29 protein-coding genes and 1 tRNA gene are annotated in these 26,861 nt (G+C 67.3%); 16 read left to right on the top strand and 14 right to left on the bottom strand.

Going from position 1 to position 26,861, the window contains the following annotated elements:
- Positions 1-31: 31 nt before the first annotated feature.
- Positions 32-1,375: a diaminopimelate decarboxylase gene (lysA, locus tag T333_RS17855; protein ID WP_496425144.1), complete on the bottom strand. Its 1,344-nt coding sequence runs from the start codon at positions 1,373-1,375 to the stop codon at positions 32-34.
- Between the two features lie 264 nt (positions 1,376-1,639).
- On the opposite strand from lysA, the gene T333_RS17850 reads away from it, so the two are divergent.
- Positions 1,640-1,870 carry an acyl carrier protein gene (locus tag T333_RS17850; RefSeq protein ID WP_355000930.1) on the top strand — a complete coding sequence of 77 codons (231 nt, stop codon included), beginning with the start codon at positions 1,640-1,642 and terminating at the stop codon, positions 1,868-1,870.
- Positions 1,871-1,943: 73 nt separating this feature from the next.
- On the opposite strand, the gene cmrA is transcribed toward T333_RS17850, so the two are convergent.
- From cmrA to T333_RS17835, 3 genes are read right to left on the bottom strand one after another with little or no spacing between them, the layout of a single operon-like run.
- Positions 1,944-2,747 carry a mycolate reductase gene (gene cmrA / locus T333_RS17845; RefSeq protein WP_496425143.1) on the bottom strand — a complete coding sequence of 268 codons (804 nt, stop codon included), beginning with the start codon at positions 2,745-2,747 and terminating at the stop codon, positions 1,944-1,946.
- A 22-nt stretch (positions 2,748-2,769) separates the two neighbouring features.
- Positions 2,770-4,800 (bottom strand): FAD-dependent oxidoreductase, encoded by a 2,031-nt coding sequence (locus T333_RS17840; RefSeq protein WP_496425142.1) that lies wholly within the window; start codon positions 4,798-4,800, stop codon positions 2,770-2,772.
- Positions 4,797-5,375 carry a PadR family transcriptional regulator gene (locus T333_RS17835; RefSeq protein WP_357252225.1) on the bottom strand — a complete coding sequence of 193 codons (579 nt, stop codon included), beginning with the start codon at positions 5,373-5,375 and terminating at the stop codon, positions 4,797-4,799. The genes T333_RS17840 and T333_RS17835 overlap by 4 nt, the downstream gene beginning before the upstream one ends.
- Positions 5,376-5,556: 181 nt before the next feature.
- Here T333_RS17835 and T333_RS17830 point away from each other — a divergent pair, with 181 nt between their 5' ends.
- Positions 5,557-6,879 (top strand): MFS transporter, encoded by a 1,323-nt coding sequence (locus tag T333_RS17830; RefSeq protein ID WP_355000926.1) that lies wholly within the window; start codon positions 5,557-5,559, stop codon positions 6,877-6,879.
- Here the strand turns inward: T333_RS17830 and T333_RS17825 are convergent.
- The gene (locus tag T333_RS17825) at positions 6,876-7,814 is read right to left on the bottom strand and encodes a hypothetical protein (protein WP_496425141.1); all 939 of its coding nucleotides are present in this window, start codon (positions 7,812-7,814) and stop codon (positions 6,876-6,878) included. The two genes, T333_RS17830 and T333_RS17825, sit on opposite strands and share 4 nt — an antisense overlap.
- A 66-nt stretch (positions 7,815-7,880) precedes the next feature.
- A complete protein-coding gene (locus tag T333_RS17820; protein WP_355000924.1) occupies positions 7,881-8,501 on the bottom strand; it encodes a TetR family transcriptional regulator in 621 nt (206 codons plus the stop codon).
- 195 nt (positions 8,502-8,696) lie between these two features.
- Here T333_RS17820 and T333_RS17815 point away from each other — a divergent pair, with 195 nt between their 5' ends.
- From T333_RS17815 to T333_RS17805, 3 genes are read left to right on the top strand one after another with little or no spacing between them, the layout of a single operon-like run.
- Positions 8,697-9,755 carry a ferredoxin reductase gene (locus T333_RS17815; RefSeq protein WP_496425140.1) on the top strand — a complete coding sequence of 353 codons (1,059 nt, stop codon included), beginning with the start codon at positions 8,697-8,699 and terminating at the stop codon, positions 9,753-9,755.
- Between the two features lie 21 nt (positions 9,756-9,776).
- Positions 9,777-10,925 (top strand): fatty acid desaturase family protein, encoded by a 1,149-nt coding sequence (locus tag T333_RS17810; protein ID WP_496425139.1) that lies wholly within the window; start codon positions 9,777-9,779, stop codon positions 10,923-10,925.
- Between the two features lie 42 nt (positions 10,926-10,967).
- The gene (locus T333_RS17805) at positions 10,968-11,231 is read left to right on the top strand and encodes a hypothetical protein (protein ID WP_496425138.1); all 264 of its coding nucleotides are present in this window, start codon (positions 10,968-10,970) and stop codon (positions 11,229-11,231) included.
- Here T333_RS17805 and T333_RS17800 read toward each other — a convergent pair whose 3' ends face one another.
- The gene (locus T333_RS17800) at positions 11,232-11,762 is read right to left on the bottom strand and encodes a DUF4254 domain-containing protein (RefSeq protein ID WP_355000920.1); all 531 of its coding nucleotides are present in this window, start codon (positions 11,760-11,762) and stop codon (positions 11,232-11,234) included. It abuts the gene before it with no gap.
- A 391-nt stretch (positions 11,763-12,153) separates the two neighbouring features.
- On the opposite strand from T333_RS17800, the gene T333_RS17795 reads away from it, so the two are divergent.
- On the top strand, positions 12,154-12,474 hold the full coding sequence (locus T333_RS17795; RefSeq protein WP_496425137.1) for a hypothetical protein: 321 nt from the start codon (positions 12,154-12,156) through the stop codon (positions 12,472-12,474).
- A 373-nt stretch (positions 12,475-12,847) separates the two neighbouring features.
- Here the strand turns inward: T333_RS17795 and T333_RS17790 are convergent, their stop codons facing one another.
- On the bottom strand, positions 12,848-13,138 hold the full coding sequence (locus tag T333_RS17790; protein ID WP_496425136.1) for an excalibur calcium-binding domain-containing protein: 291 nt from the start codon (positions 13,136-13,138) through the stop codon (positions 12,848-12,850).
- 232 nt (positions 13,139-13,370) lie between these two features.
- On the opposite strand from T333_RS17790, the gene T333_RS17785 reads away from it, so the two are divergent.
- The gene (locus T333_RS17785) at positions 13,371-14,060 is read left to right on the top strand and encodes a DUF4389 domain-containing protein (RefSeq protein WP_357252207.1); all 690 of its coding nucleotides are present in this window, start codon (positions 13,371-13,373) and stop codon (positions 14,058-14,060) included.
- A 42-nt stretch (positions 14,061-14,102) separates the two neighbouring features.
- On the opposite strand, the gene T333_RS17780 is transcribed toward T333_RS17785, so the two are convergent.
- The 3 genes from T333_RS17780 to T333_RS17770 form a co-directional block, all read right to left on the bottom strand.
- A complete protein-coding gene (locus T333_RS17780) occupies positions 14,103-14,969 on the bottom strand; it encodes an ABC transporter ATP-binding protein (RefSeq protein WP_496425322.1) in 867 nt (288 codons plus the stop codon).
- Positions 14,970-15,097: 128 nt separating this feature from the next.
- On the bottom strand, positions 15,098-15,928 hold the full coding sequence (locus tag T333_RS17775) for an ABC transporter permease (protein ID WP_357252203.1): 831 nt from the start codon (positions 15,926-15,928) through the stop codon (positions 15,098-15,100).
- Entirely contained in the window at positions 15,921-16,652 is a 732-nt protein-coding gene (locus T333_RS17770; RefSeq protein WP_496425135.1) for an ABC transporter permease, read from the bottom strand. The genes T333_RS17775 and T333_RS17770 overlap by 8 nt, the downstream gene beginning before the upstream one ends.
- Positions 16,653-16,922: 270 nt before the next feature.
- Here T333_RS17770 and ectB point away from each other — a divergent pair, with 270 nt between their 5' ends.
- The 7 genes from ectB (at position 16,923) to T333_RS17735 (ending at position 23,713) form a co-directional block, all read left to right on the top strand.
- Entirely contained in the window at positions 16,923-18,179 is a 1,257-nt protein-coding gene (gene ectB, locus T333_RS17765) for a diaminobutyrate--2-oxoglutarate transaminase (RefSeq protein WP_355000913.1), read from the top strand.
- A 95-nt stretch (positions 18,180-18,274) separates the two neighbouring features.
- Positions 18,275-18,841 carry an RDD family protein gene (locus T333_RS17760; RefSeq protein WP_496425134.1) on the top strand — a complete coding sequence of 189 codons (567 nt, stop codon included), beginning with the start codon at positions 18,275-18,277 and terminating at the stop codon, positions 18,839-18,841.
- A 163-nt stretch (positions 18,842-19,004) separates the two neighbouring features.
- A complete protein-coding gene (locus T333_RS17755) occupies positions 19,005-19,403 on the top strand; it encodes an NUDIX hydrolase (RefSeq protein WP_496425133.1) in 399 nt (132 codons plus the stop codon).
- 533 nt (positions 19,404-19,936) lie between these two features.
- On the top strand, positions 19,937-21,262 hold the full coding sequence (locus T333_RS17750; RefSeq protein WP_496425132.1) for a lytic transglycosylase domain-containing protein: 1,326 nt from the start codon (positions 19,937-19,939) through the stop codon (positions 21,260-21,262).
- Between the two features lie 19 nt (positions 21,263-21,281).
- The gene (locus T333_RS17745; protein WP_496425131.1) at positions 21,282-21,590 is read left to right on the top strand and encodes a hypothetical protein; all 309 of its coding nucleotides are present in this window, start codon (positions 21,282-21,284) and stop codon (positions 21,588-21,590) included.
- A gap of 33 nt (positions 21,591-21,623) precedes the next feature.
- Positions 21,624-22,502: an ABC transporter ATP-binding protein gene (locus T333_RS17740; RefSeq protein WP_355000908.1), complete on the top strand. Its 879-nt coding sequence runs from the start codon at positions 21,624-21,626 to the stop codon at positions 22,500-22,502.
- Complete coding sequence (locus T333_RS17735) at positions 22,499-23,713, top strand: ABC transporter permease (protein ID WP_496425130.1); 1,215 nt, start codon at positions 22,499-22,501, stop codon at positions 23,711-23,713. The genes T333_RS17740 and T333_RS17735 overlap by 4 nt, the downstream gene beginning before the upstream one ends.
- A gap of 9 nt (positions 23,714-23,722) precedes the next feature.
- Here T333_RS17735 and T333_RS17730 read toward each other — a convergent pair whose 3' ends face one another.
- Complete coding sequence (locus tag T333_RS17730; protein WP_355000906.1) at positions 23,723-24,178, bottom strand: aggregation-promoting factor C-terminal-like domain-containing protein; 456 nt, start codon at positions 24,176-24,178, stop codon at positions 23,723-23,725.
- Positions 24,179-24,363: 185 nt separating this feature from the next.
- On the opposite strand from T333_RS17730, the gene T333_RS17725 reads away from it, so the two are divergent.
- Together T333_RS17725 and T333_RS17720 are read left to right on the top strand one after the other, a co-directional pair.
- The gene (locus tag T333_RS17725; RefSeq protein WP_355000905.1) at positions 24,364-24,933 is read left to right on the top strand and encodes a TetR family transcriptional regulator; all 570 of its coding nucleotides are present in this window, start codon (positions 24,364-24,366) and stop codon (positions 24,931-24,933) included.
- Positions 24,930-26,153, top strand: a complete 1,224-nt coding sequence (locus tag T333_RS17720) for an NADH:flavin oxidoreductase (RefSeq protein WP_496425129.1) — start codon at positions 24,930-24,932, stop codon at positions 26,151-26,153. The genes T333_RS17725 and T333_RS17720 overlap by 4 nt, the downstream gene beginning before the upstream one ends.
- Positions 26,154-26,218: 65 nt before the next feature.
- On the opposite strand, the gene T333_RS17715 is transcribed toward T333_RS17720, so the two are convergent.
- Positions 26,219-26,605 carry a VOC family protein gene (locus tag T333_RS17715; protein WP_357252175.1) on the bottom strand — a complete coding sequence of 129 codons (387 nt, stop codon included), beginning with the start codon at positions 26,603-26,605 and terminating at the stop codon, positions 26,219-26,221.
- A 182-nt stretch (positions 26,606-26,787) separates the two neighbouring features.
- Positions 26,788-26,861, bottom strand: a tRNA-Arg gene (locus T333_RS17710).

Here is a 26,861-nt window from a genome sequence, read left to right as displayed (position 1 = left end):
TCTATTCGGACGGAGTGGCGGGGTCCGCGAGTCAGACCCCCACTTCGCGCGCCATGAGATCGTCGATCGTCTCGCGGCGGACGAGGGTTCTGGTGCGACCGTCGCGGACGGCGACAATGGGCGGGCGGCCGACGCTGTTGTAGGTGCTGGCCAGGCTGTGGTGGTAGGCGCCGGTGCACGGGACCGCGAGGATCTCGCCGGGGCGCAGGTCGGCGGGCAGCCGGACGTCGACGGCGAGGACGTCGCCTGCCTCGCAGTGGCGGCCCGCGATGGTGGCGGTCATGTGCGGCCCACAGGGGTGGCGGTTGGCGAGCACCACGTCGTAGCGCGCGCCGTACAGCGCGACCCGCGGGTTGTCGCTCATGCCGCCGTCGACGGTGACGTAGGTGTGCCCGCCCTCGGTGTGCTTCACCGAGAGCACCCGGTAGAGCGTCACGCCCGCGCGCGCCACGATCGCGCGGCCCGGTTCCACCGCGATGCGCGGGCGCGGGAAGTGGTGCCGGGCGCAGCCCGCGTCGAGCGCGTCCTCGAGGATCTCGGACAGCTCGGTCAGGTTCATCTCGGCGTCACCGCCGCGGTAGGCGACGGCGTGCCCGCCACCCAGGTCGAGTTCGGTGAGGATGTGCCCGTGATCCTCCCGCACGCGCGCCATTTCGCCGATCATCCTGCGGACCGCCTCGCCGTAGTGGTCGGGGTTGTAGATCTGCGAGCCGAGATGGCAGTGGAAGCCGACCAGCTTCAGGTTCTTGCTGCGCATGATGCGCTCGACCGCCTCGGCGGCCAGGTCGCTGCCGAGCGGGAAGCCGAACTTCTGGTCGACGACGCCCGTCTTGACCGCGGGATGGCCGTGCACGTCGATGCCGGGGGAGAGGCGCACCAGCACCCGCTGACGTGAGGTGGCCAGTGCGGAGAGCAGCGTGATCTCGGTGAGCGAGTCGACCACGATCCGCCCGACGCCGCAGCGCACCGCGGTGCGCAGTTCGTCGCAGGATTTTCCGTTGCCGTGCAGGATGATTCGCTCCGGGTTCACACCGGCCGACAGGGCGATGGCGAGTTCGCCCGCCGAGCACACGTCCACCGAGAGGCCCTCCTGGGAAACCCACTCGGCGACCGCGCGGATCATCAGCGCCTTCCCCGCGTAGATGATCTCCGCTTCGGGAAACGCCTTGTGGTAGGCGCGGCACCGCGACCGGACCTCCTGTTCGTCCAACACATAGGTGGCCGTCCCGTACTCGTCGGCGATGTCGGCCAGGGCCACACCGCCGACCGTGATACGGCCTTCGCTGTCGTAGTGCGTGTCCCGTGGCCACACCGCCGGATCGAGCCGCGAGGGCATCCCCGACCGCAGCGACGGGAAGATTTCGAGCAGCGTCACAGTGTTCTCCTGGGTGCGCCCCCGCTTTCTCTGAACTGCGGGGCCGATGCCAGGACTACGCCTCCCAGACCACTGTGGACGCGTCCCTAACGCCTCTTTGACGGCCGCCCCTCCGTTCCTGACGCCCCGCTGACGCCCGCCTTGGCCTGGCATTATCGCAGCTCACACCCGGTTCGGGCGCCTCGCGCGGCGCCCGGAGCCGCGCGGCGCCGAAACACCTCGCGATGCCGTTCTATGCGTGATCGCTATGGCACCATGATCGACATGGCGACCATCGAAGAGCGAGTCATCGCACTGCTGAAGGAATACCTGGCCGACGCGGAGAAGGTCACGCCCGCCACCGCCATTCTCGACCTGGACAGCAGCGCCTACCGGCAGGAGCTGGTCATCCAGGCCATCGAGAAGGAGTACGACATCGAGCTGCCCAGCGCGGGTATCGAGGCGTTCTCCACCGTGGGCCAACTGATCAAGTTCGTCACGGAAGCCAAGAGCTGATCGGCCCCGACAGAACCCCTCCGAACACGACGAAGGTCCCCGTCGCAGCGACGGGGACCTTCGCAGTGTCTGGTCAGCCGCCGAGCTTGCGGTAGAACGCGCCCGCGACGGGGGCGGTGAGGGCGCGGGGACCGTACTGGCCCGCGACGCTCATGCCCTTGCTGATCAGGCCGGGGACGACACGCATCTTGTTGCGGGCCAGCGCGTCGATGGAGACCTTCGCGGTGTACTCCGAGGACACCCACATGAAGTCGGGGACCAAACGGTCGACGATCGAGGCCTCGGCCGGGTCGGGCATTTCGGTGCGCACCGGGCCCGGCGCCAGCAGCGTGACGTGCACTCCCGAGTCCTTCAGCTCACCGCGCAGCGATTCGCAGAAGGTGTTGGCGAACGCTTTGCTCCCGGCGTAGGTGGCGTTGTTCGGGATCGGCATGTTGCCCGCGGCCGAGCCGCTGATCAAGATGCCACCGGCGCCGCGCGCGATCATGCCGGGCAGCACCGCCAGGGTGAGATCGTGCACGGCGACGGCGTTGAGCTCCATCTGGGCGCGCTCGTACTCCAGGTCCAGCTGCGCGACCGGGCCGAACGTCGCGATGCCCGCGTTGTTGCACAGGATCGAGATGTCGCGCGCCGACAACTCCTCGACCAGCGGGCCGCGTTGCGCGCGGTCGGACAGGTCGACCGCGCGCACCTCGGCGGTGATGCCGTGCGCCAGGGTGAGCCGCTGCGCGAGCTCGTTCAGCAGGTCGCCGCGGCGGGCGACCAGGATCAGCGAATGGCCGCGTCCGGCCAGTTCGGCGGCCAGCGCGGTGCCGATGCCGGAGGAGGCTCCGGTGACGACGGCGCGGTTCTCGGAGGTGGGGGAGGGCAGGCTCACCTGAGCGATGCTAGCGATCGGCTCAGAGCTTGGCCGCCAGCCGGGTGCCCTGATCGATCGCGCGTTTCGCGTCGAGTTCGGCGGCCAGCTCGGCGCCGCCGATCAGGTGCGGGGTGATCCCCGCGGCCCGCAGCGGCTCGACCAGCTCGCGCACCGACTCCTGACCCGCGCAGACCACCACGTTGTCCACCGGAATCAATTGCGGACGTTCGCGTTTCTCGCCGAAGCTGATGTGCAGCCCGCTGTCGTCGATGCGCTCGTAGTTCACGCCGCCGATCTGCTCGACGCCCTTGGCCTTGAGCGCGGCGCGGTGCACCCAGCCGGAGGTCTTGCCGAGGTCCTTACCGAACGAGGACGACTTGCGTTGCAGCAGAACGACATCGCGGGCGGCGGGCGCGGGCTTGGGTTCGGTGAGCTGGCCGGGCGCCTGTTCGTCGTTCGCGTCGACGCCCCACTCCTCTTTCCACTCGTCCAGCTTGAGCGCGGGGTGCCCCTCCACGGTGAGGAACTCGCTCACGTCGTAACCGATGCCGCCCGCGCCGATCACGGCGACGCGCTTGCCCACCGGCTTCTCCTCGCGCACCAGTTCGGCGTAGGAGAGCACCATCGGGTGGTCGATGCCGGGAATGTTGGGGATACGTGGTCGCACGCCGGTGGCGAGCACGACTTCGTCGTAGCGGCCCGCGATGAGTTCGTCGGCGGTGACCCGCTTGTTCAGGTGCAGGACGACGCCGCGCACCTCGATCATCCTGCGGTAGTACCGGATGGATTCGTCGAACTCCTCCTTGCCGGGAATCCGCCGCGCGATGTCGAACTGGCCGCCGATCTTGTCGTCGGCCTCGAAAAGGTCCACGCGGTGGCCCCGTTCGGCGAGATTGACCGCGGCGGAGAGCCCGGCCGGTCCCGCGCCGACCACGGCGATGCGCTTGCTGCGCCGGGTCGGCAGCAGCTTCAGCTCGGTCTCGTGGCCTGCGCGCGGGTTGAGCAGGCAGGACACCGTCTTGTGCTGGAACGCGTGGTCGAGGCAGGCCTGGTTGCAGGCGATGCAGGTGTTGATCTCGTCGACGCGGTCCTGCGCTGCCTTGTTCACCCACTCCGGATCGGTGAGGAACGGACGGGCCAGCGAAACCAGTTGCGCGTCACCGCGAGTCAGGATCTCCTCGGCGATCTCGGGCATGTTGATGCGGTTCGACGCGCAGACCGGAATGTTCACCTGCTTGGTGATCTTCGCGGTGAACTCGACGAAGGCCGCCCGCGGCACCGAGGTGACGATGGTGGGCACCCGTGCCTCGTGCCAGCCGATATCGGTGTTGATGACGGTGACGCCCGCCTTCTCCAATTCCTTGGCGAGGGTGACGATCTCGTCGAAGGTCTGACCCTTCTCCACCAGCTCGGCCATCGACAGCCGGAACACGATGATGAAGCTCGGCCCCACCGCGGCGCGGACTCGGCGCACGATCTCCAGCGGCAGCCTGCGCCGGTTCTCGGCCGAGCCGCCCCACTTGTCGGTGCGCTTGTTGGTGCGCGGCGCGAGGAACTGGTTGATGAAATAGCCTTCACCGCCCATGATCTCGCAGCCGTCGTATCCCGCGAACTGGGCGAGCTTCGCACAGCGCGCGTAGTCCGCGATGGTCTGCTCGATGCCGCGCGCCGAGAGGGCGCGGGGCCGGAAAGGGTTGATGGGGGCCTTGATCGCGGACGCGGAGACGCTGGCGGGCCAGTAGGAATAGCGGCCCGCGTGCAGGATCTGGATGGCGATCTTGCCGCCCTCGGCGTGCACCGCCTTGGTGATCGCGCGGTGGCGGTAGGCCTCGGTCTTGTTGGTCAGCTTGGCGCCGAAGGGCAGCAGCCAGCCGGTGCGGTTGGGCGCGTAGCCGCCGGTGATGATCAGCCCGACACCGCCGCGGGCGCGCTCGGCGAAGTAGGCGGCCAGCTTGTTGGTGTCCCAGGCGCGGTCCTCCAGGCCGGTGTGCATCGACCCCATGACCACGCGGTTGCGCAGGGTGGTGAAGCCGAGGTCCAGCGGCTCGAAAAGGTGGGGGAAGGAACTCATGCCTGGCCTTTCTCCATCGGATCCGGGTGCGGGGCTGACGCACTCGGTCGCAGTGCTTGCAGTACTTCGTCGCACCATTCGATGAACCCGATCTCGACGCGGATGCCGCCGCGCAGGACCAGGTACTGGTGCAGTGCCGTGCCGGAGAGCTGATCCGGCGCGGCGAAGTCCTTCTTCTCGATGAGCCGATAGACCTCGAGCCGCTGGGCGTGCTGGTCGCGGTGTCTGGCGACCTCCGCGCACAGCGCGTCCAGGTCGCCGTAGGCCGCGCCGCGGATCTTCACCCCGAGTTCGCCGCGGGGGAGGTCGGTAGGGGAGGGCTCGGCGATCCAGCGCGCCAGCTCGGCGCGGCCCGCCTCGTTCACCGAGTAGACCTTCTTGTCCGGCTTGCCATCCTGGGCCACCGATTCGCTGTCCAGCCAGCCGGATTCCTCCATGCGCTTGAGCACGCGATAGATCTGCTGGTGGGTCGCGCTCCAGAAGTAGCCGATGGACTTGTCGAACCGGCGGGCCAGCTCGTAGCCCGAACCGGCCCGCTCGGTCAGCGATACCAGCAAGGCGTGCTCGAGGGCCATGCGGCCACGGTACTCGGTACAGTCGGTACTATGCAACTGGGTGCATAGAGCCGTTCAGTGGCATGATCACCAAGGGTCGGCGGTTCGTCTTCGCATCGACCCGCTCGCATATTCGGCGGCTTGTCGGCCCGGCGTCGGCTTTCGGCGGACTTCCTCGCGCCGGGCGGGTTACGCTGCGCCCATGACCGAGGTGGACGCGCGCGGCACGATCGGGGACGCCGCCGGGCGCGGGCAGATCGTGGCCTGGGGGTTGTGGGACTGGGGTTCCTCGGCGTTCCACGCCGTGATCCTCACGTTCGTGTTCTCGGTGTATCTCACCGACAAGGTCGGCGACGATCTGCCCGGCGGGATCTCGGCGAGCGCCTGGCTCGGCTGGGCGCTCGGCATCGCCGGTCTCGTGGTCGCGCTGACCGCGCCCATCAGCGGCCAGTGGTTCGACGCGGCCGCGAAACGCAAACGCTCCCTTGGCGTTCTGACCGCGCTGACCGTCCTGGCCATGACCGGGATGTTCTTCGTGCACGACGACTACCGCGATCTGTGGCTCGGTCTGACGCTGCTCGCCTTCGGCTCCGCCGCTTTCGAACTGGCCAACGTGCCCTACAACGCCATGCTGCGCCAGGTCTCCACACCGGAGACGGTCGGCCGCGTCTCCGGTTTCGGTTGGGCGATGGGCTATTTCGGCGGGATCTTCCTGCTGCTGATCTGCTACGTCGGCTTCATCGCCGGCGAAGGGGACAACCGAGGACTGTTCGGCATACCTACCGACGACGGGCTCAACATCCGGCTGGTGGTCGTCCTCGCCGCGATCTGGTTCGCCACGTTCGCGCTACCCGTGCTGTTCGCGGTGCCGGAACTGCCGCGCACCAGTGCCGATCCCGGCGCGGCGAGCGTGGGGTTCTTCGGTTCCTACCGGGTGCTGTGGCGGGATCTGCGGGAGCTGTGGGCGGCCGACCGGCGCACCGTCTGGTTCCTGTTGGCCAGCGCGGTCTTTCGCGACGGGCTGGCGGGCGTGTTCACCTTCGGCGCGGTGCTCGCGGTGCGCGTCTACGGGATCGACGATTCCGATGTGCTGCTGTTCGGCGTCGCCGCGAACGTCGTCGCCGCGCTAGGGGCGATCGTCGCGGGCCGATTCGACGACCGGGTGGGACCGAAAGCGGTGATCGTGACTTCGCTGGCCGCCATGCTGGTCTGCGGACTCGCGCTGCTCGTGGTCTCGGGACCGCTCATGTTCTGGATATTCGGCCTGCTGCTGACCATCTTCGTCGGGCCCGCCCAGGCTTCGGCGCGGTCGTTCCTCGTCCGGCTGGCGCCGCCGGGGCGGGAAGGGCAGCTGTTCGGCCTCTACACCACGACCGGACGGGCCGTATCCTTCCTCGCCCCCTCGCTTTTCGGTCTGTTCGTCTGGCTGTTCGACGCCGACCGCGCCGGGATGATCGGCCTGGCTGTCGTTCTCGCCGCGGGTTTGGCGGTGCTGCTCCCGGTGCGCGCGCCCGACAGGGCCTAGTTGATCCGGCCCTCCATGCCGCTGTAGATCTCGGTGGCCTCCGCGAAACCGCCGCCGATCAGCTCCGCCAGCGCCAGCGCCTCGTCGCACTTGCGCAGCGACAGGCGCGTGCGGTCGTCGCCACCGCTCAAGGACTCGGCGTGCTCCGCGAGCCAGCCGCGCGCCGCTGTCGCGTCACCGGCGCCGACGAATCCGCCGATCACATAGTTGGCGGTGATGGTGTCCTCCGTGCGCCAAGCGATTTCGGGGAATTGGGACGGCAGGTCGCCGAGCAGCGGGCCGTTGCCGCCGAACCCGGCGGGCCAGCCGGTTCCGGCCTCCTCGGCCAGTGCCGTCGGCCAGACGACGCCGCGGTCCATCCACCCCGGCAGCAGACGCCCGGCGAATTCGACGAGGCAGAATTGCAGGTTGTTGCGCAGAAGGTCGGCGGCGTCGTGGGTTTCGGGGCTGTGCGGGTCGTCGACGGTCGGCTGACCGGAGCGCAGCGCGAGGGCGGCCTGGCGCAGCAGGCGAATCTTCCATGCGATGTCGATGGCCAGGTCGTCGGCGCCGGGCAGCGTGCCGCTCATATCGGGTTCGGTCCGGGCGGCCAGCGCGGGGTCGAACAGTTCGAGTTGCGCGCGGGCGATCTCGTCCACCGTGGCGACAGTGCAATCTCGGTATCGCACAGCGGTTTCCGCTACTTCGGCGGGCGACTCGGCGGTGATCAGGTACGGCCGTCCCCACACGTACAGCGAGGCGTCGAACTCGTCGTCGGCGACCTTCATCGCGCCCAGCGCCCACGCCTTGGCGCGGAAGCGCACCCGCGCCTGCTCGACCGCGAGGGTGATCAGATCGTCCAGATCGCCGTCGCCGCCGAGCCCGGCCAGATACGGCAGGATCCGCTCCTCGACGAGCCGCATGTCCAACGCGTGAAAGCTGGTGTCGTAACCCATGTTCGGCACAGTACGGGACGCGGTGGGCCGAGCTGCGCGGTCAGTGCGCGTACGTCGAACGAGCGCCTACCGATCCTTGGGCGGCCACCAGTTGTCCATGCCGAGCGCGATCAGCCGGATCTTCTGCACCGTGCGGTCGACGATGGTTCGTTGGTCGCGGTCTTCGGCCGCGACATACGCGGCGATCCCGTCGGCGACGGTGCCGACGAGCAGGTCCGCGGCGATCTCCAGATCGCGCGGGCTCCAGTCGTCCAGCGCGCGCACCCGGGACAGGTCGGCGACCAGCTCGCGCACGATCAGCTGGAGTTCCAGTGCGATGGCTTTGCGCAGCGCCGCCGAACCGCCGTGGCGCTCCCGGGTGAGGAAGCCGAACACCGCGCGTTTGGCTCCTACCTGATCGAAGACGAACCGCACGGTGTCGGCGATGCTGGCCTCGGGATTGCGCCGGACCTCGCGCAGCGCCAGCCGCAGTGCGGTCACGCCTTGGTCGACGAGCGCCGCGCCGAGGTCGTCGAGCGAGGCGAAGTGGCGGTAGAAGGCCGTCGGCACGATGCCGGCGGAGCGCGCGATCTCACGCAAGCTCAGCGCGGCGAAACCGCGCTCGGCGGCCAGTTCCAGGGTGCCGTCGACCAGGGCCTGCCGCGTGCGCTCCTTGCGCTCGATCCGGGTTGCTGCCTGCTCGCTCATCACGGTGAGCATACATCCGTTCACCATTCGCTCATCCAAGAGGTGTAGTTCGGGTCACACGAATTGCCGGTTGACACTGGACCCTGTCTATCGGTCACACTGGATGAGTGTACAGGCGTGCACTGAAAATTGATCAAGTGACAGTCGGCACGCCACAGCCTTGACCCACCGACAATCAGAGGTACGGAGAACCGAATGGTGGATCTCATCGACCTGGTGCAGACCCTGACCACGCCCCATCCGCTCGACCGGTACCTGGAACTCGTGCGTCCCACGCTGACCGTCCGGCAGATGCGCGCCGAGATCACCCACGTGCGCCGCTCGGTGCCCGGCTCGGTGACGCTCACCCTGCGCCCGACCAGGCAGTGGCGCGGCCACGCCGCGGGACAGTACGTCCAGATCGGCGTGGTGATCGACGGCGTCCGGCACACCAGGTGCTACTCGCCGGTGAATCCGGAAGGTCGGCGCGACCGGCACATCCAGCTCACCGTCAAAGCGCATCCCGGGGGCCTGGTGTCGCAGTATCTGCACGAGAACGCCGTGCCCGGCATGGTGGTCGACCTGAGCCCGGCGGCCGGAGTGTTCCGGTTGCCCGAGGTCCGCCCCGACCGGGTGCTGTTGATCAGCGGCGGCAGCGGCATCACGCCGGTGCTGTCGATGATGCGGACCCTCGCCGACGAGGGTTATCCCGGCGAACTGACCTTCCTGCACTACGCCCGTTCGCCGGAGGCGGTGCCGCACCGCGCCGAGCTGGAGGCCATCGCCGAGCGGAACCCGCGTTTCCGCGTCGAGATGCGCTATCCGGAGCAGGGCGGCGGCCCGTTCGACTACGACGAGCTCGAGCGCGTCGCGCCCTGGTTCGCCGACGCGCAGACCTATGTGTGCGGGCCGCCGCCGCTGATGGACGCGGTGCGCAAGGTGTACGAGGCCGAGGAGCTGGCCGACCGGCTGCATTCCGAGGAGTTCACGCTCTCGGCCGCCCCCGTCGACGCGGACGAGGTGCACGGCTCGACGAGCTTCTCGGCCAGCGGGGTGCGCGCCGAGAACACCGGTACCAGCCTGCTCGAGCAGGCAGAGGCCGCGGGCCTGACCCCGGAGTACGGCTGCCGCATGGGGATCTGCTTCTCCTGCACCGCCGTTCGCCGCTCCGGCTGCACGCGCAACCTGCGCACCGGCGAGACCGACAGCGATCCCGACCAGCCCATCCAGCTCTGCGTCAGCGCCGCGGTGGGCGACGTCGACATCGACATCTAGACAGACACAAGGGGACTGATTATGACCATCCTGACCGAGACCAAGGACGGACCGCTGGTCCTGACTCCCGACCAGGTCGAGGAGCTGGGCAAGGCGCTCGACGAACTGCGCGACCGCGTCGTCGCCGACCTCGGCGAGCGCGACCGGGAATACATCTACTCGATCATCAAGGCGCAGCGCGGTTTCGAGATCGCCGGGCGCGGCCTGATGTACCTGGGCTTCCTGCCGCCGGTGTGGCTGGCCGCGGTGGCCGCGCTGAGCGTGTCGAAGATCCTGGACAACATGGAGATCGGCCACAACGTCATGCACGGCCAGTACGACTGGATGCGTGAGCCCGGCTTGAATTCCCGTGAGTTCGAGTGGGATACGGTCTGCCCGGCCGACCAGTGGAAGCACTCGCACAACTACCTGCACCACACCTTCACCAACATCCACGGCATGGACCGCGACATCGGTTACGGCATCCTGCGGATGGACGAGGGCCAGAAGTGGAACCCCTACTACCTGGGCAACCCGGTGTGGGCGTTCCTGCTGATGGTGTTCTTCGAATGGGGCGTCATGCTGCACGACGCCGAAGCCGAGAACATCGTTCAAGGCAAGCGCAAGTGGTCCGACCTCAAGCCGCTGATCAAGGGCTGGTGGCGCAAGGCGGGCCGCCAGGCGCTCAAGGACTACGTGGTGTTCCCCGCGCTGACCGGCCCGCTGTTCGTCAGCACGGTGGCAGGCAACGCCGCGGCCAACCTGGTGCGCAACGTCTGGGCCTACTCGATCATCTTCTGCGGCCACTTCCCCTCCGGCGTACAGACGTTCACCGAAGAGGAGACCGCCGAGGAGACCCGCGGCGAGTGGTACGTCCGGCAGATGCTCGGCTCGGCGAACATCGCCGGCGGCAAGCTGTTCCACATCATGAGCGGCAATCTGTCGCACCAGATCGAACACCACCTGTTCCCCGACATCCCCGCCAACCGCTATCCGGAGATTGCGCCGGAGGTGCGGGCGTTGTGTGAGAAGTACGGATTGCCCTACCACACCGGCCCGTTGAGCAAGCAGATCGGCGATGTGTGGCTGAAGATTTTCAAGCTGGCGCTGCCGCCGCGCTTCACGAAGAACACGTCATCTCCCGGTGTTATCGTGATGCGTCAGCGGAAGGCGACCGAAGTGGGCGTGTGAATGATCGGGAAATTCGAAAGCAACAAGGATTTGATTCAAGAATTGACGGCCTCCGGTGCCAGGCACGTCGGAAATATCGCGACGATCATCACCGGGACCGTTCAGGAGGTCACTCGGGAGATCGGTGAGTGGATCACCGACGCGATCGAGATGAACGAGGCGGCCGCCGCGGCCCGCAAGGATGCGGCTGTTCAGCGGGAAGCGCCGCTGGACGAGGTCCCCGACGAGCCCGAGCCCACGTCCGCGACGGGTTCCGCGTTCGTCGAGGCCGAGGTCGTCGAGTCCGATCTCGACGACCGCCGCTGATCACCACACCGGCAGCCTGCGCCGGTGCTCGGTGACGTCGGTGATCAGATCCTGATAGCCGTCGGCCAGCTCGGCGAGCCGCGTCCACAGCAGGTGGGCTTCCCCGTCCACCCGCGGTGAGTGTGTCGCCGAGCCGGTTCCGCTCAAAGCCTGTTGTGCCGCAGTCCATTTCGCCGCCATTCGATCGATGACAGCGCCCAGTGTCTCGGTGTGCAGCGAGGCGCCCGTGCGGTGCGGGACGTTGGTCGCCACCCAGTCGTTGATCCGGCCGACGAGCTCGGCGCGGCGGCCGTCGATGTCGTCCACCAGCTGACTGCACGCCGCGACCCGACCGTTGGTGGCGTCCGGCGCGTGCGCGGCGGCCAGCGCCCGGTGCCTGCGTTCGTGGCATTCGACCAGCTCGCGGGCCGCGGCCAGGACTCGGTGCTTTCGGCGGTTCGGGTCGTCGGCTTCGCGAAACGCGCGCAACAGCGCCGATCGCGGTGGCAGCTCGCCGGCTCCGATACGGCTCCCGGCGTATTCGGTAGGCATAGTGCACGCCCCTGCGGTAACGATCCGACATGGATACGCCAGGGCCGAGGGGGATTTCGGGGAGGGGCACCCCTCGGCTCCGGCGCAGCCCCGAGCCCGGACGCCCCCCACACAGTCCACCAGCACGGCAAAGAAACCGGGAAATCCGCGACGATGCGATGAGGAAGACGGCCCGAAAAATCGGGACACTTTCAGGAAAGCGCGATAGTCGAATCGGCGCAACCGAATGGGGGAAAATCCACGCGCCAGCCGGAAATCGTTATCGTTCGTTACGGTGCAGTCACACGAAATCTATCTTTGCCCAAGGTGAACTGGGCGATCGGCGCATCTCCAGTTATCGTCGCGGCGCGGCGGCTGCGCACCCCGGTGCGATGGACTAGCCTCGATGTTCGTGCCCGCTTATGTGTCATCGCCGGAGCTGACATTCGGCTTCATGTTCTCGCTGGAAGACCCCGAGCGAATTGCTGAAGTCGTGCGCAACCTCATCGTCCGCAAGACGGTCTCGGTGTTCCGGCTCGCACGTTTGTCCGACGACGACGGCCCGCCGGAGCGCTACGTGGTCAACTGGGGCGCCATCCCGCAGATCTCCATCACCACCACCGCGCCCGATCCCGAGGAGCTGCGGGTCAACCGGATCATGCTGGTCAACGCGTTCCTCAGCGAGGAAGGTGAGGTCAGTCTGTACTCCGCGCAGGGGCAGGCGCCGAGTTAGTCCGCCTCGGCCCCGGAGTACGACCGACCGAGGGTGACCTTCATCGCGGTGGGCCGACTGCCGGTGACCTTCGGTCGGATTGCGGTGCCAACCTTTGTGGACGCGGCACAGCCCGAAGGGCATGCGACGCGTCGCGGCCCACGCAGGCGTTGTGTCCGCATCGCAGGGGCGGTGACCCCCGCGAAGCGCGCGAGGATGGTGCCGCTGGTGGATTCGACGATCGGCGCGCCCGGCGCGAGTTCACCGCGGGCGGCAGCGCTACCTGGGATCGATCCGTGGGTGCGCGGCGCGGTAGTCGAGGCCGAGCGACGTGCGGCCCGTGCTGTCGAGGACGGGGCTGCGCTGAGGCCGGACCGACCGACGCCGCGTTCGGTCAGCGGCGGGGTGCGGGGCGGACGAGGCAGGCGACGCCGTCCTCTTTGCCGTCGAGGCGGTCGAGCTGGACCGAGTAGCCGGGGTCCTGGCGGCGCAGGGGTGCTTTGCCCGCCGCCCAGGCGTCCTCACAGTTGCGGAATGCCGCGGCACTCGTCGTGGTCGCCGCGGCGACCGGTCCGGACGAGGAGTGGCGCCGCTTCTTGCTCGAACCGCAGCCGGTCACCGAGACGGCGAGCACAGCGATCAGCAGCAGGCCGACGACCAGGACGATGGGCCGAGAGTTACGCATGTGGATTCCCCCCAAACACAACGGTTTTCGATCCAAACGCCAGTCAGTATCACGGCGGCCATCGCGTTCCGCAACATCGCGGCGCGGGCTGGACGGTCGTTTTTGTTGGCGTGTCGGTACCGCATCGTGGCCTTACTGCCGGAGGGGTGCCGGACAATTATGAGATACCTCACAGGGGCGCTGTGAAATCCGAGCCCGGTGGGCTGGGCGCAGCCCGGAAGGAGCGTCGATCATGGAAATGGAACTCGAGAAGCCGGCGGCCGCCGTGAATCCGGTCCGCGTCCGAGGGGATCTCGATCCCGGTCTGTCGCGGTGGATGTGGCTGGTGAAGTGGATTCTGGCCATCCCGCACTACATCGTGCTGTTCTTCCTGCACATCGCGTACTTCGTGGTGTCCGTGATCGCGTTCTTCGCGATCCTGTTCACCGGGAGGTATCCGCGCGGCCTCTTCGATTTCAATGTCGGTGTGATGCGCTGGAATTGGCGCGTCAGTTTCTACTCGCTGACCGTACTCGGCACCGACAAATACCCGCCGTTCCATTTGCGGCCGGACGCGGACTATCCAGCCGATCTGGAGGTCGATTATCCCGAAACTCTCCACCGCGGACTGGTTTTGATCAAATGGTGGCTGCTCGCCATTCCGCACTATCTGATCATCGGCGCGCTGATGAGCGGCGCGATCGGCACCGCGATGGAGGACAACGGCTCCGACGCCTGGAATGTCATGCTGGCTTGGCCGGTGATCTATCTGCTTCTGGCCGTGGCGCTGATCGCCCTGCTGTTCACCGCGGTCTACCCGAAGGGCCTGTACGACTTCGTCGTCGGCATCAACCGATGGGCCATCCGGGTGCAGGCCTACGCCTCGCTGATGCGTGACGAATACCCGCCGTTCCGGCTCGACCAGGGGGCGCGCGAGCCGTAACCGCCGATCGAACCGACCACCCCGAATCCGCCCGCCGACTCGTCAGCGGGCGGATTCGTATATCCGCCGGACCACGTCTTCGATACCGGGCTCCTCGATGGACAGATCCCGCACCTCCGCGCGGTCCGAAACTGCGGCGAGCAACTGTGCGGCGGTGATGGATTCGGCGTCGAAGGCCAGGCGCTGGCGCATGCCATCCGCCTCGCTGGTGAGCAGTTCGGCGCCGGGCGGCAGGTCGCGCAGATCCGCGGTCGGCTCGGCTAGGTCCACCACGAGCACCCGGCGCGCGCCCACCGTCGCGCCGAGTCCGGACAGCGATCCGTCGTAGACCAGGCTGCCGTGATCGACGACGAGCACACGGTCGCAAAGTCTTTCGATATCGCCCATGTCGTGGGTGGTGAGCAGCAGCGTGGTGCCGCGGTCCACCCGTTCCGTGCGCAGGAATTCGCGCAACCGCTGCTTGGACAGCACGTCGAGACCGATGGTCGGTTCGTCGAGTATCACCAGCTCCGGGGAGTGCAGCAGCGCCGCCGCGACCTCGGCGCGCATGCGCTGACCCAGCGAGAGTTGCCGCACCGGAGTGTCCAGTGTCTCGGCCATTTCCAGCTGCTCGACCAGCTCGTAGGTGCGCTTGCGGGTGATGTCGGGTTCCAGGCGGTGGATGGCGGCCAGGATCGTGAACGATTCGCGCAGTGGCAGATCCCACCACAGCTGGGACCGCTGGCCGAACACCACCCCGATGCGGCCGGCCAGTTCCCGGCGCTGCCGGACCGGCTCGAGTCCGCAGGTGCGCACCCGACCGGACGAGGGGACCAGGATGCCGGTGAGCATCTTGATGGTGGTGGACTTCCCCGCCCCGTTCGCCCCGATGTAGCCGACCGCCGCGCCGCGTTCGATGCGAAAGGTCATCCTGTCGACCGCGGTGAGGGTGTCGCGCTGCCTGCGCCAGCGGCGGCCGTTCTTGCGATACAGCGTGAATTGCCTTGTCAGATTTTCGATGTCGATGATCGCGTCAGATAAGTCGCTGTCCGCCACGCTTATCCGCCACCTCCCTGGTAGTGCCTAGTCCCGAGCCGCCATAGACCGAATGCCAGCAGCCAAATCCACAGCGTCGCCAGCGGGGTGAACCAGACCAGCCAGGACGGCAGCAACGGCGGGCCGGGCAACCCGAGCAGGGCGATGGTGGGCAGGTACGCCGTGAACGCGACCGGGATGGCGAATCCGAACAGCAGTTTCAGCGGCAGCGGAAATACCGAGGCGGGCTGCATAGCGGCGAACGACCCGCCGTAGGTGAAACTGTTGGTGAGCTCGGAGCCGTCGATCAGGAAGAACTGCAACCCGGCCGCGCAGACGAAGATCCCGCCGAACAGGAGAATACCGCACGCGAGTGTCATCGCCAGGAGTCCGAATGCGGCCGGTCCCCAATCGATGTCGTTCTGTAGCAACCCGATGACTAGCACCACTATGGCGACCGCGGCGCGGGCGAATCGGCGCAGCGAGACATCGCCGGTCACGAGTTGCAGCAACAAGGGTTGCGGGCGCAGATGGTAGGCGTCGAGGGTGCCCATCCGGATCAGCGTCGGCAGCGTATCCAGATGTCCGACGAGTACTTGGGCCAGCGCGAACGTGGTGTTGCTCAGGCCGAACAGCAGCAGCGCCCCGCGCATGTCCAGCCCGCCGAGCACTCCCACGTTGTGGAAGATGACCCACACCTCGGCGAATTCGACGACGCCGATGAGGAACGCGCTGAACACCTCGCTGGCGAAGGACAATCGATAGGCGCGCTGAGCTCGGATGCGCGAGCGCAACACCGCGGCATACGGTGTGAACCAGCTGCCCGACGGCACGGCGACCAGCGGCTCAGCCACCCTGCACCTCCAGCCTGCGGCGTCCGGCCGACAGCATGAGTCTGCCGATCGCTGCGATCGTGAGCACCCAGAACAGCTGTGTCCCAACGACCGTCATCGCTTCCAGACCGAGTATCCGAGGCGAGAGCACGTCGATCGGGGCTTGCAGAATCGAAGGGAACGGAGTGGCGTACGCGAGCAGGCGCAGCCAGTCCGGGAACATGTGCACCGGCACGAACAGTCCGGCCAGGAAAGTGCCGCAGATCTGATAAAGCACGCGGATGCCGCGGGTTTCCACCACCCAGAAACCGATCAGGCCGATCGCGAACAGCATCAGAAACGACAGCGCGACGGCGAGCACCACCGAAATCACGCCGAGCACATAGGGACCGGGCGTCGCGGGCATGGCGAGTCCGACGGTGAGGAATCCGAACAGTACGCTGGGCAGAAACCGCGGTACCAACGTGCACGTCGCACGCCCGAGATCGGCGGCGAGATAACCCAGTTGGATATCGACGGGACGCAAGAAATCGATCGCGACGTCGCCGTTCTTGACCCGGTCCACCAATTCCAATGGCGGGCCCATGAATTGCATCGCGCCGAGCAGTCCCTGTGAGAGCCAGACGTAGGCGCCCATGGTGCCTTCGTCGTATCCGCCGAAGTCACCCGCACTGCGCACGGCGGCGAGCATCACCGCGGCGCGTACCAAACCGAACACGCAGTTGGTGAACAGACCCGCGAACATCGCCAGTTTGTACTGCGACTGACGCCGGAACCCCGCCACCGCGAGCCGCCAATACAGTGTCGCCTCGCGTCGCGCCCGGGTTGCTGCGGCCAGCCGTTCCTCCCCTCCCGCACTCCAGCGCACAAGGAGTCGACTTTACTGCCCGGCCGCGGACGCGCGGTAGCTTCCCGCGCGATTTTTGGAAAAGCGCTACGAACCTGAGTCGCGAGTGTTAGAAACACAGACACTTCAGATTGATGGAGTGCTCGCGCACGACAGGAAGGATCGTCGATGACTGTCGCCGAGTCGACCGTTTTCGAGGCACTCGAATCGAACGTTCGCGGGTACTGCCGATCCTGGCCGACGGTGTTCGACACCGCCAGCGGCGCCTGGTTGCGCGACGAGCAAGGCCGCGACTACCTGGATTTCTTCGCCGGTGCGGGCGCGCTGAACTACGGCCACAACAATCCGGTCCTCAAGCGCGCGCTGATCGACTATCTCGCGGGCGACGGGATCACCCACGGACTGGACATGTCGACGGTGGCCAAGCGACGGCTGCTGGAAACCCTGCGCGACACCGTCCTCACTCCGCGGGGCCTGGACTACAAGGTGCAGTTTCCCGGTCCCACCGGCGCGAACGCCGTCGAGGCAGCGCTCAAACTCGCGCGCAAGGTGACCGGCAGGCAGGCGGTGCTGAACTTCACCAACGCCTTCCACGGCATGTCGCTCGGTGCGCTGTCGGTGACCGGCAACGCCGCCAAGCGCGCGGGCGCGGGCGTGCCGCTGGTGCACGTCACGCCGATGCCCTACGACGGCTACCTCGGCGCGGACGACGACCTGCACTGGATGCGCCGCGCGCTGGACGATCCCTCGTCGGGTCTGGACAAGCCCGCCGCCGTGATCGTTGAGACGGTGCAGGGCGAAGGCGGGGTGAACGTCGCGCGGGCGCAATGGCTGCGCGAACTGGCCGACCTGTGCCGGGCGCGCGGCATCCTGCTGATCGTCGACGACGTGCAGATGGGCTGCGGGCGCACCGGCCCGTTCTTCTCCTTCGAGTTCGCCGGTATCACGCCCGACATCGTGACGCTGTCGAAGTCGATCGGCGGCTACGGATTGCCCATGGCGCTGGTGCTTTTCAAGTCGGAGCTGGACCAGTGGGCGCCCGGTGAGCACAACGGCACCTTCCGCGGGAACAACCCCGCCTTCGTCACGGCCGAGCTCGCGTTGCGCCACTACTGGTCCGACGACGCGCTCGAGCGCGCCACCCTGGCCAAGGGCGCGCGGATCGAGGCGGTGCTTGCGCGGCTGGCGGCCGATCTTCCCGGTGTCTCGACGCGGGGGCGGGGTTTGGTGCATGGGATCGTGTTCGAGGATCCGTCGCTGGCGGGGAAAGTTTGCCAGGTGGCGTTCGATCGGGGGTTGTTGGTGGAGACCTCGGGGTCGGTGGACGAGGTGGTGAAGTTGTTGCCGCCGTTGACGATCGGTGAGGACGAGTTGGAGCGCGGGTTGGAACTGGTTGTCGGTGCGGTGGGTGCTGTGTGTGGTTGACCGGAGGGGGCAGCTCATCCGGCCGCACCTACTTCGGCCGAGCGTGATCGCGGTGCTCGAGTGGTACTCGGGCGCGGCCGTGCCATGCTCGTCACGTGGGGTTCATCAATCGCAGAGTGGAACAGTTCAATGAACGCACGACGCAGGCGGCGCAGCGTGGCCCGCGGTATCACGGTGCGGACAACGACCCAAGGTATCCGTCTCCACGCGAGTTGCGCACCTTCGCGGCGGTAACCGTCGACGTGCTGCTGCATTTCGGCGTCGCCTTCGCCGTCGCGGCTGACATCGAGAACGTGCTGTTCGCGGTACTGGTCGGTGTCATCGCCTATATCGCGGCGTCATTCGTGCACACCGTGCTGTTTCAACGCTTCTTCGGAGCGACGCTGGGCAAGCTCCTCTTCGGTGTCGTTGTGATCCGAGGCGTCGACGGCCGCCGTCCCACGCTCTGGAACCTTCTGCGCGCCTTTTTCTTTCGCGCCTTCCTCGCCGTGTTCGGCCTACTGGCAGACGGTTCGATCGATTACGACACCTACGGCGATTTCCTGTCCATCGTCCGCAGCCGCGACGTCCGAGCCCTCCGCTCACGCCAGCCGACAACCTGGAACTACCCGCAGCAGGGCTACCCACCCCAACCCCACAGCCACCTGCGACCGCCGCGCTGATCACAATCCGCACTCGTGGTCGTCAGCGATGCGTCGAGCTGCCCAGTGGCGTGAGCCCGCGATGACCGGTGACGATTCGGTGGATCAGCCGCGGCCGTGCGCCGACCCACATCGTGCGGAATTCGGTTGACCGGCGACCCGTGCCGCTCAGTAGGGTGGGCCGGTGATTCGCACAGCTGCGTTGGCTCACGTCCGGAATCGGCGCCTGCTGCAGGCGCGGTCCATCGGCAAGGACGTCTTCTACATGGCGGGCGGCAAGATCGACGCGGGGGAGACGCCCGTCGCGGCGCTGCACCGCGAGGTCCGTGAGGAACTGGGCGTCGGCGTCGCCACCTACACCGAACTCGGCATCTTCCAGGCAGAGGCCTACGGCCACGCACCCGGCACGCGCCTCCACATGACCTGCTTCACCGCCGAACTCGACGGCGACCCACACCCCAGCGGCGAAATCGCCGAGCTCCGCTACTTCACGGTCCGCGAATACGCGGCCATGGACCACGTCGCCCCCGGCTCCATGCTCGTCTTCCGCAAACTGCACGAACTGGATCTCATCGACTGGTGACCGACAGTCTGTCCGGGGCGACGACGGTGGATTCCTAGCCGCCCTCGCGGGCCGGACCGCGCCGTTCTCCTTACTGGACCACTCGCGTGGCGCGGCCATGAATTCGGGGGAGATGTAGGGCGCGATTGGAGTGCTGCGGGTCGGGTCGACCCTCACTGGAGGGTCCGTCTGGCCGGGCGGGGACAGGTACGGGTAAGTAACTGGATAGTCGATCGCCAATTTGGCTCTGGCGTCGACAGATAATGCTGTATGTTAATGGCAGTTCCTCATTCGTTGGGGGAATGAGGAACGTCGGTGATGTGGTCGGTGGGGAGAGGTTGGAAGTGGCCCCACGGACCGAGCGCCGAAGGGGCACAGTCGCTCTCCGGCGACGTCGAAGATTGGTAGGCCGAATGCGCGTATCCGCTCCACTCACCGCATCGGCGCTGGTCGTCGCTGGACTGGTCGTCACGGGGTCGTCGATGGACGCGGGCGGTTCGAGTGCTCCGCCCGAAGCTTCCGAAGCGATACTGACTGGTAGGCAAGAAGGTTCGGTGCGAAGAGAGGGCGAGGGCGAACTGTCACAGGCCGTCGGCCTGCTTCCGGTCGCGCCGGACACGCCACGCAAGCTACGCGCCGCGACGCCCGCGTTCGCGGGCACGGTTCCACTGCAAGATATTTCGCTGCCGAATACCGGCGGTGCGCTGGGCATACCGGAAATCGTGTTGGCGGCCTACCGCAATGCCGAATTGGCGCTGGAGTCCTCGCTGCCGCACTGCGGGTTGACGTGGAATCTGCTGGCCGGGATCGGGCGGATCGAGTCCGCCCACGCCGGAAACGGTCGCACCGACGCGGCGGGGACGACGGTGTCGCCGATCTTCGGACCGGCCTTGGACGGGAGTCTGCCGGGCAACGAGATCATCAAGGCCGCCGGCGGCGGATACGTGCGCGCGATGGGGCCGATGCAATTCCTGCCGAGCACCTGGGGTTCGTACGCCGCGGACGGCAACGGAGACGGAGTCGCGGACCCGCACAACGTGTTCGACGCGTCGTTGGCCGCGGGCAAATACCTGTGTTCGGGTGGGTCCGACTTGCGTGATCCGGCACAGGAATTGCGTGCGGTGTTGCGGTACAACAACTCGCTGTCGTACGCGAGCGATGTGCTGAGCTGGTCGGCGGCCTACCGCACCGGCGGCGCTCCGGCGCGTGTCGCCATCGACCCGGGATTGATTCCGCCGGGATCGGCGCCCGTGATCCGGTCCGGTCCGGAGATGGCCGCCCTCGACACCACCGCGCCGCCGCTGACGATCCCGCTGGAAGCGCCGCCTGCCAACGATGTCCCCGCGCCTCCGGCGCCGACTCAGGTGATGATCACCATCCCCGGCCTGCCGCCGATTCCGTGCGGGATCTTCTGTCCGCAGCCGCAGCCGCAGCCGCAGCCGCAGCCGCAGCCGCAGCCGCAGCCGCAGCCGCAGCCGCAGCCGCAGCCGCAGCCGCAGCCGCAGCCGCAGCCCTGTGAGCAGGTGACGGTTCCAGCTCCGATGCCGCGCCTCGGCGACCCAGGCGGCCGCCTGCTCGCGCCCGGCCGACCCTACGGCGGCACCGCGGTCGAGCCGATCGAGCCCGAATCCTCACCGGCGCGGCCGAGTCCGTCCTGCACATCAGAGGACCCGCATTCGCAAACCGGCGGCGAACCGTACTACGGGCCGAAACCACCAGAGCCGCCGCAGCCTTCCGGTCCCGGGCCTGCTGTCGATGTCGCACCCGAGTCGGCTTTCCCAGAGCTTGTGCCACCGCAACCCCCGGCTCCACCCAGCCCACCGCCCGCAATCACCCTCCCCTTCGGCATCGTCATTCCGCTGCCAGCACCACAGCGCTGACACGCACCAAGGAAAGCCGATGTCCGCAGCCAACGATCTCCCGAACAACCACGAGGCGGTCCACCTCCGTATCGACCTGCCCGAGCGCGTGCGAAACCGGGCGATCCTCGACTATTTCGGCAAATGCCCGAACTGCGGCTACCCCGCCGAGGCGTCCGCCATCGAGCGCCGCGGTGCGGACGGCACCCTGTCCACAGAGATCGTCGCGTGCTGCGGCTCGCCTTGCGGCTGGTCGGCCGCGGTTCCGCACACGACGATGACCACACCTCGAGCCAGCGAAACCGGTGATGGCCTCGGAGAGAACACCCCTCGTCGGACCCGCCGCTAGGGTGGATGGAACGGCTGAGGCAAGGGGAGTTCGATGTTGGAAGTCGCGCACCTGGTGCGCCGATTCGGGGGCACCGTCGCGGTGGACGACGTGTCGTTCAGCGTGGCGCCCGGCACCCTGACCGGATTCGTCGGCGGCAACGGCGCGGGCAAGACCACCACCATGCGGATGATCATGGGCGTGCTTGCGCTGCACGGCGGCGAACTGCGCTGGCAGGGCAGGCCGGTGAGCGCCGCGGATCGCCGGTCGTTCGGCTACATGCCCGAGGAGCGCGGACTGTACCCGAAGCAGCCGGTGTTCGATCAGCTCGTCTACCTGGCCAGATTGCGCGGGCAGTCGGCAGCCGACGCCCGGCGGCGCGCGAAGGAACTGCTGGAACGCTTCGATCTCGGCGGCCGCGCCAAGGACAAGCTGGAATCCCTCTCGCTGGGCAACCAGCAGCGGGTGCAGATCGCGGCGGCGGTGATCGCGGAGCCGTCGCTGCTGATCCTGGACGAGCCGTTCTCCGGTCTCGACCCGGCCGCCGTCGATTCGATGGCCGACCTGTTGCGCGAGTACGCCGCTCTCGACGTGCCCGTCCTCTTCTCCTCGCACCAGCTGGATCTCGTGGAGCGATTGTGCGACCGGCTGGTGATTCTCGCGTCCGGGCGGGTCGTCGGGCAGGGCTCGGTGGACGAGCTTCGCTCCACCGGTTCGACGCGCTATCGGCTCTCGCTCGGCGGCGACCCGGGCTGGGTGCAGGCGTTCGCGGGCGTGCGGGTGCTGCAAACGAACGGTTCCAGCGTCCTGCTCGAACTCGACGGCGCGACAACCGAAGCGCTGCTCGGCGAAGCACTGGCCCGCGGTCCGGTGCGTGAACTGGCCGAAGTGCGACCTTCGGTGTCGGAGATCTACCGGGAGGTGACGGCATGAGTGAGCGTCAGCGAGGTGCGGGCATGAGCACGGATTTCGCCCCTCGGGGACTATGGCGGATCGTGGCGGCCCGCGAGATCGCGGTGAAGCTGCGCGATCGAAACTTCCTGGTCTCCACGGCGATCACCATCGTCGTGATCGTCATCTCCTTGGCCATCAGCGGGTTCATGAGCAACCGCACCGACGAGATCGACGTCGCCGTCGTCGGTACGGGCGCCGATCAAATTATAGAAACCGCCAATGGTTTGGCGGCGAGCGCGGACAAGAAGATCACCTTCACCGCCCGCCCGCAGACCGATCTCGCGGCCGTCGAGCAGCAGGTGCGCGACGAGGACGTCGAGGTCGGCTTGGTCGCCGCCGATCAGGGCGGATGGCGCCTCGTCGGCGACACGGCGCAGAACGACGATGCCGCAACCTATCTCACCGCCGCCGCACAGCAGTTGGCGGTGCAACGCAATGCCGCCGCCGCGGGGCTGAGCATGGAGCAGCTGAGTCGCGGTGGCATCGTGACCTACGACCTGCTCGAGGAATCCGCGGTCGATCCGGGCCTCGCGAACATCGTGAGTTTCGTCTTCGCGTTCCTCTTCTACATGGCGTCGTTCCTGTTCGGCATGGCCATCGCGCAGAGCGTGGTCGAGGAGAAGCAGAACCGCGTCGTGGAGATCTTGGCGAGCGCGATTCCGTTGCGGCAGTTGCTGATCGGCAAGGTGATGGGCAATACCGTGATGGCGTTCGCGCAGCTGGCGCTGTTCGTCGGGGCGGGACTGATCGGGTTGCAGGTGATCGGCAGGGGCGATCAGGTGGCCAGGATCGCGGGCGCGGCGGGCTGGTTCATCGTCTTCTTCGTGGTGGGATTCCTCGCGCTGGCGAGTTTCTGGGCGGTCGCGGGTGCGCTCGCGACGCGCAGCGAGGACCTGCAATCGACCGCCATGCCGATGTCGATGCTGATCATGATCGTGCTGTTCGCGGGAATCTTCCTGACGGGGACGTGGCGGGTCATCGTGTCCTACGTGCCCGTGGTGTCGATCGTCGCGATGCCGAGCCGATTGGCCGAGGGCACGGCCGCGTGGTGGGAGCCGTTCGTGTCGTTGCTCCTGATGGCCGTGGGGATCTACGGCATCGTCCTGATCGCGGAGAAGATCTACCGGCGTTCGCTGATGCAGACGCAGGGACGGTTGACGATGCGGCAGGCGCTCGCGGTCGAGGATTGACGCCGTGCGTCAGTACCAGTGGTTCCGTTGCCAGAACGCCCAGGCGGCGTCGGGACTGCCGTAGCGCGCGACCATGTAGTCGTAAGTCCAGCGGAGTTGGGTGACGGGATTGAATCGCCAATCGAAGCCGTGGGTGGACATCTTCTCCGGCGGCAACGCCTGGCCGAGCCCGTAGGCGCCGCTGGTCGGGTTGACCGCGAAGACATTCCAGCCGCTCTCCCGCGTGATGATGGCGTCGAACGACGGGAACTGGTGGATCGGAACGATGGTCAGCGCCAGTGTCTTCGTCCCCAGGCGCGCCGAAGCCATGATCAGATCGACGGTCGCGGAAACCGTCGGGGTCGTTGATCGGGTGCCGTGCGCGTCGCGGGGGTGGTTGTCCGGCGGCGCCGCGTTCGCGGCGGGCGCCAGGGCGATCAGCGCCGCACAGCAGACCGCGGCCGCGGCGTGGAAATACCGAAGCATCGACTCGCTCCCTTCGCATCAAATGGACTGGAACCAGCTCGTGCGAAGTCAGCAAACCATCGGTAACCGTATGGATCGGGTCGACACACCGGCGCGGCGCGAGTTTCATCCCATGACTCGCACTGCCGTCATGGCCGTTTCAATCAGTGATTGAATCGACGATTGAAACGTGTTTTACTACACCCATGGCTCAGAGAGTTTCGGCGGTCACCCGTGAGCGGCTGCTCGCGGCGGCCGAGCGTTTGTTGCTGACCGACCGCTACGAGGATGTGTCGGTGCGGGCGATCTGCGCGGAGGCCGGTGCCAATCCGGCTGCCGTGCACTACCACTTCGGATCGAAGGAATCCCTGGTGGCGGCACTGCTCGAGGAGCGTCTCGGACCGCTGTGGGCCGACCGCCTCGCCGCGGTGAGCGCCGAGCGCGGTTCGGTGTCCGACATCGTCGACGCGGTGATCGAGCCGTTCGTCGAACTCGCCGCCGATCCAGCGGGCCGCCTGCACCTGCGGCTGCTCGCCCAGTTGGTGCTCGGCCGCCATCCGCTGCTGTGGCAGCAGCCGTGGTTCCGGATGGACTCGTGGGTCGGCCTGCTTCCCGAACTCGCGGAACCGGAGAGCAGGCGACGCTGGTCGTTTGCTTTCGATCTCGTCATCATGTCGTTCGGTGCCGGAGACCGAGACCTGTCGGCATCCGCCGTCGCCACCTTGCGGGACTTCGTGGTCGCCGGGCTCGCCGCGCCGGAAGGAGGTGCGCGATGACCGACGTCTTCGCACCGGCCACGCTGGGCCCGATCACCTTGCGCAACAGGGTGATCAAGGCCGCGACCTTCGAGGGGCGCACGCCCGACGCCTTGGTGACCGACGAACTCATCGCGTTCCACCGCGAAACCGCGGCGGGCGGCGTCGGCATGACCACCGTGGCGTACTGCGCGGTCGCGCCGGGCGGCCGCACCGATCGGCACCAGATCTGGATGCGTGAGGAGGCGCTGCCTGGGCTGCGGAAGCTGACCGACGCGGTGCACGCCGAGGGAGCGGCGGCGAGCGCGCAGATCGGGCACGCCGGACCCGTGGCCAACGCCGCCTCCAACCGGCTTCCCGCCCTCGCGCCGAGCCGCATGTTCAGCCCGCTCGGCATGCGGCCGATGAAGGTGCCCGACGAGTCCCAGATCCGCGAACTCGTCGCCGCCCACGCGGATGCCGCGAAGTTGGCCGAGCGAGCCGGATTCGACGCGGTGGAAATCCATTTCGGACACAACTACCTGGCGAGCTCGTTCCTCAGCCCGCTGCTGAACCGGCGGAAGGACCGCTACGGTGGCTCGGCGGCCAATCGCGCCCGGTTCGTCCGCGAAATCGCCTGCGCAGTGGCCGAAGCGGTGGGCGGCCGCCTCGCGGTGACGGCGAAGCTGAACATGGAGGACGGTGTCCGCGGCGGCCTCACCGTGCCGGAATCACTTCAAGTCGCCGCGTGGCTGGAGGCGGACGGGGCGCTCGACGCCTTGGAACTGACGGCCGGAAGCTCCCTGCTCAACCCGATGCTGCTCTTTCACGGCGACGCACCCCGCCACGAGTTCGCGAAAGTCCTTCCCGGACCGGCCCGCTGGGGCTTCCGCATGCTCGGCCGCGGCTTCCTGCGCGAATACCCCTACCGCGAGGCGTACCTCCTCGAACGGGCCCGCCAGTTCCGCCGCGAACTCTCCATGCCGCTGATCCTGCTGGGCGGCATCACCAACCTCGACACCATGCGTCTGGCGATGCGCGAGGGTTTCGAGTTCGTCGCCATGGGCCGGGCGCTACTGCGCGAACCGAACCTGTTGCGCCGCATCCAATCCGACGAATCGGCCCAGTCGGCCTGCACTCACTGCAACTTGTGCATGCCGACCATCTACACCGGGACGAAGTGCGTCTTCCGGCTCGACCAGCGTCCCGATGTCGCCATTGCCCTCCCTGATCCCGTACCGGTCGCGGCGAAGCCGCACTGATCAGAATTCCGAGCCGATTCACGGGCCAATTGCCGCGGCGCCGGATCGGTCGCGGCTCGGTGCTGCTAGGCGGGGGTGACGATCTGGATCAGATTCCCGCAGGTGTCGTCGAAGACCGCCGTGGTCACCGGCCCCGCTTCCATTGGTTCCTGAGTGAACGTCACCCCGAGGGCGAGCAGCCGCTCGTATTCCGCCCGCACGTTCTCGACCTGGAACGAGGCGGCCGGAATTCCGTCGGCGACCAACCCGTCCTTGTACGGCTTGACCGCGGGATGTCCGTCCGGCTCGAGCAACAGTTCCGCACCATTGGGGTCCTCGGGTGAGACGACCGTCAACCATCGAGCCGCACCCAGGGGGACGTCGTTCTTCTTGGTGAAGCCGAGCACTTCGGTGTAGAAGTCGAAAGCCTTCTGTTGGTCGTCGACGAACACGCTGGTGATGTAGATCCGCACGGTGTGGCTCCTTCCTGATGACCGGCAACCGTTCGAGGACGGCAGCAGGGGGAGTGGTGGTGGAACTGGTACCGCCCTTGCGCGTAGTGATGGGCCCGAGTGTCCTTGTTTGACCGCCGCGCGGTTCGGGTAACAACCCTGTGACCCACATCGACATGCGGGCCACAGGGTGCCTGTATGAGCGCCCCCGGCAGGAATCGAACCTGCGACCTAGGGATTAGAAGGCCCTTGCTCTATCCAACTGAGCTACGGAGGC

Source organism: Nocardia sp. CNS-044, from assembly GCF_059570515.1.
This window is presented reverse-complemented; position numbering and strand designations above follow the sequence as displayed.

What these genes read in the sequence shown, in the direction of transcription:
- T333_RS17850 (WP_355000930.1), top strand. Translation starts at nt 1,640, where the DNA reads ATGGCGACCATCGAAGAGCGAGTCATCGCACTGCTGAAGGAATACCTG.
- T333_RS17840 (WP_496425142.1), bottom strand. Translation starts at nt 4,800, where the DNA reads ATGAGTTCCTTCCCCCACCTTTTCGAGCCGCTGGACCTCGGCTTCACC.
- T333_RS17835 (WP_357252225.1), bottom strand. Translation starts at nt 5,375, where the DNA reads ATGGCCCTCGAGCACGCCTTGCTGGTATCGCTGACCGAGCGGGCCGGT.
- T333_RS17830 (WP_355000926.1), top strand. Translation starts at nt 5,557, where the DNA reads ATGACCGAGGTGGACGCGCGCGGCACGATCGGGGACGCCGCCGGGCGC.
- T333_RS17825 (WP_496425141.1), bottom strand. Translation starts at nt 7,814, where the DNA reads ATGGGTTACGACACCAGCTTTCACGCGTTGGACATGCGGCTCGTCGAG.
- T333_RS17820 (WP_355000924.1), bottom strand. Translation starts at nt 8,501, where the DNA reads ATGAGCGAGCAGGCAGCAACCCGGATCGAGCGCAAGGAGCGCACGCGG.
- T333_RS17815 (WP_496425140.1), top strand. Translation starts at nt 8,697, where the DNA reads ATGGTGGATCTCATCGACCTGGTGCAGACCCTGACCACGCCCCATCCG.
- T333_RS17810 (WP_496425139.1), top strand. Translation starts at nt 9,777, where the DNA reads ATGACCATCCTGACCGAGACCAAGGACGGACCGCTGGTCCTGACTCCC.
- T333_RS17800 (WP_355000920.1), bottom strand. Translation starts at nt 11,762, where the DNA reads ATGCCTACCGAATACGCCGGGAGCCGTATCGGAGCCGGCGAGCTGCCA.
- T333_RS17790 (WP_496425136.1), bottom strand. Translation starts at nt 13,138, where the DNA reads ATGCGTAACTCTCGGCCCATCGTCCTGGTCGTCGGCCTGCTGCTGATC.
- T333_RS17785 (WP_357252207.1), top strand. Translation starts at nt 13,371, where the DNA reads ATGGAAATGGAACTCGAGAAGCCGGCGGCCGCCGTGAATCCGGTCCGC.
- T333_RS17780 (WP_496425322.1), bottom strand. Translation starts at nt 14,969, where the DNA reads ATGACCTTTCGCATCGAACGCGGCGCGGCGGTCGGCTACATCGGGGCG.
- T333_RS17770 (WP_496425135.1), bottom strand. Translation starts at nt 16,652, where the DNA reads ATGTTCGCGGGTCTGTTCACCAACTGCGTGTTCGGTTTGGTACGCGCC.
- ectB (WP_355000913.1), top strand. Translation starts at nt 16,923, where the DNA reads ATGACTGTCGCCGAGTCGACCGTTTTCGAGGCACTCGAATCGAACGTT.
- T333_RS17745 (WP_496425131.1), top strand. Translation starts at nt 21,282, where the DNA reads ATGTCCGCAGCCAACGATCTCCCGAACAACCACGAGGCGGTCCACCTC.
- T333_RS17740 (WP_355000908.1), top strand. Translation starts at nt 21,624, where the DNA reads ATGTTGGAAGTCGCGCACCTGGTGCGCCGATTCGGGGGCACCGTCGCG.
- T333_RS17735 (WP_496425130.1), top strand. Translation starts at nt 22,499, where the DNA reads ATGAGTGAGCGTCAGCGAGGTGCGGGCATGAGCACGGATTTCGCCCCT.
- T333_RS17730 (WP_355000906.1), bottom strand. Translation starts at nt 24,178, where the DNA reads ATGCTTCGGTATTTCCACGCCGCGGCCGCGGTCTGCTGTGCGGCGCTG.
- T333_RS17725 (WP_355000905.1), top strand. Translation starts at nt 24,364, where the DNA reads ATGGCTCAGAGAGTTTCGGCGGTCACCCGTGAGCGGCTGCTCGCGGCG.
- T333_RS17720 (WP_496425129.1), top strand. Translation starts at nt 24,930, where the DNA reads ATGACCGACGTCTTCGCACCGGCCACGCTGGGCCCGATCACCTTGCGC.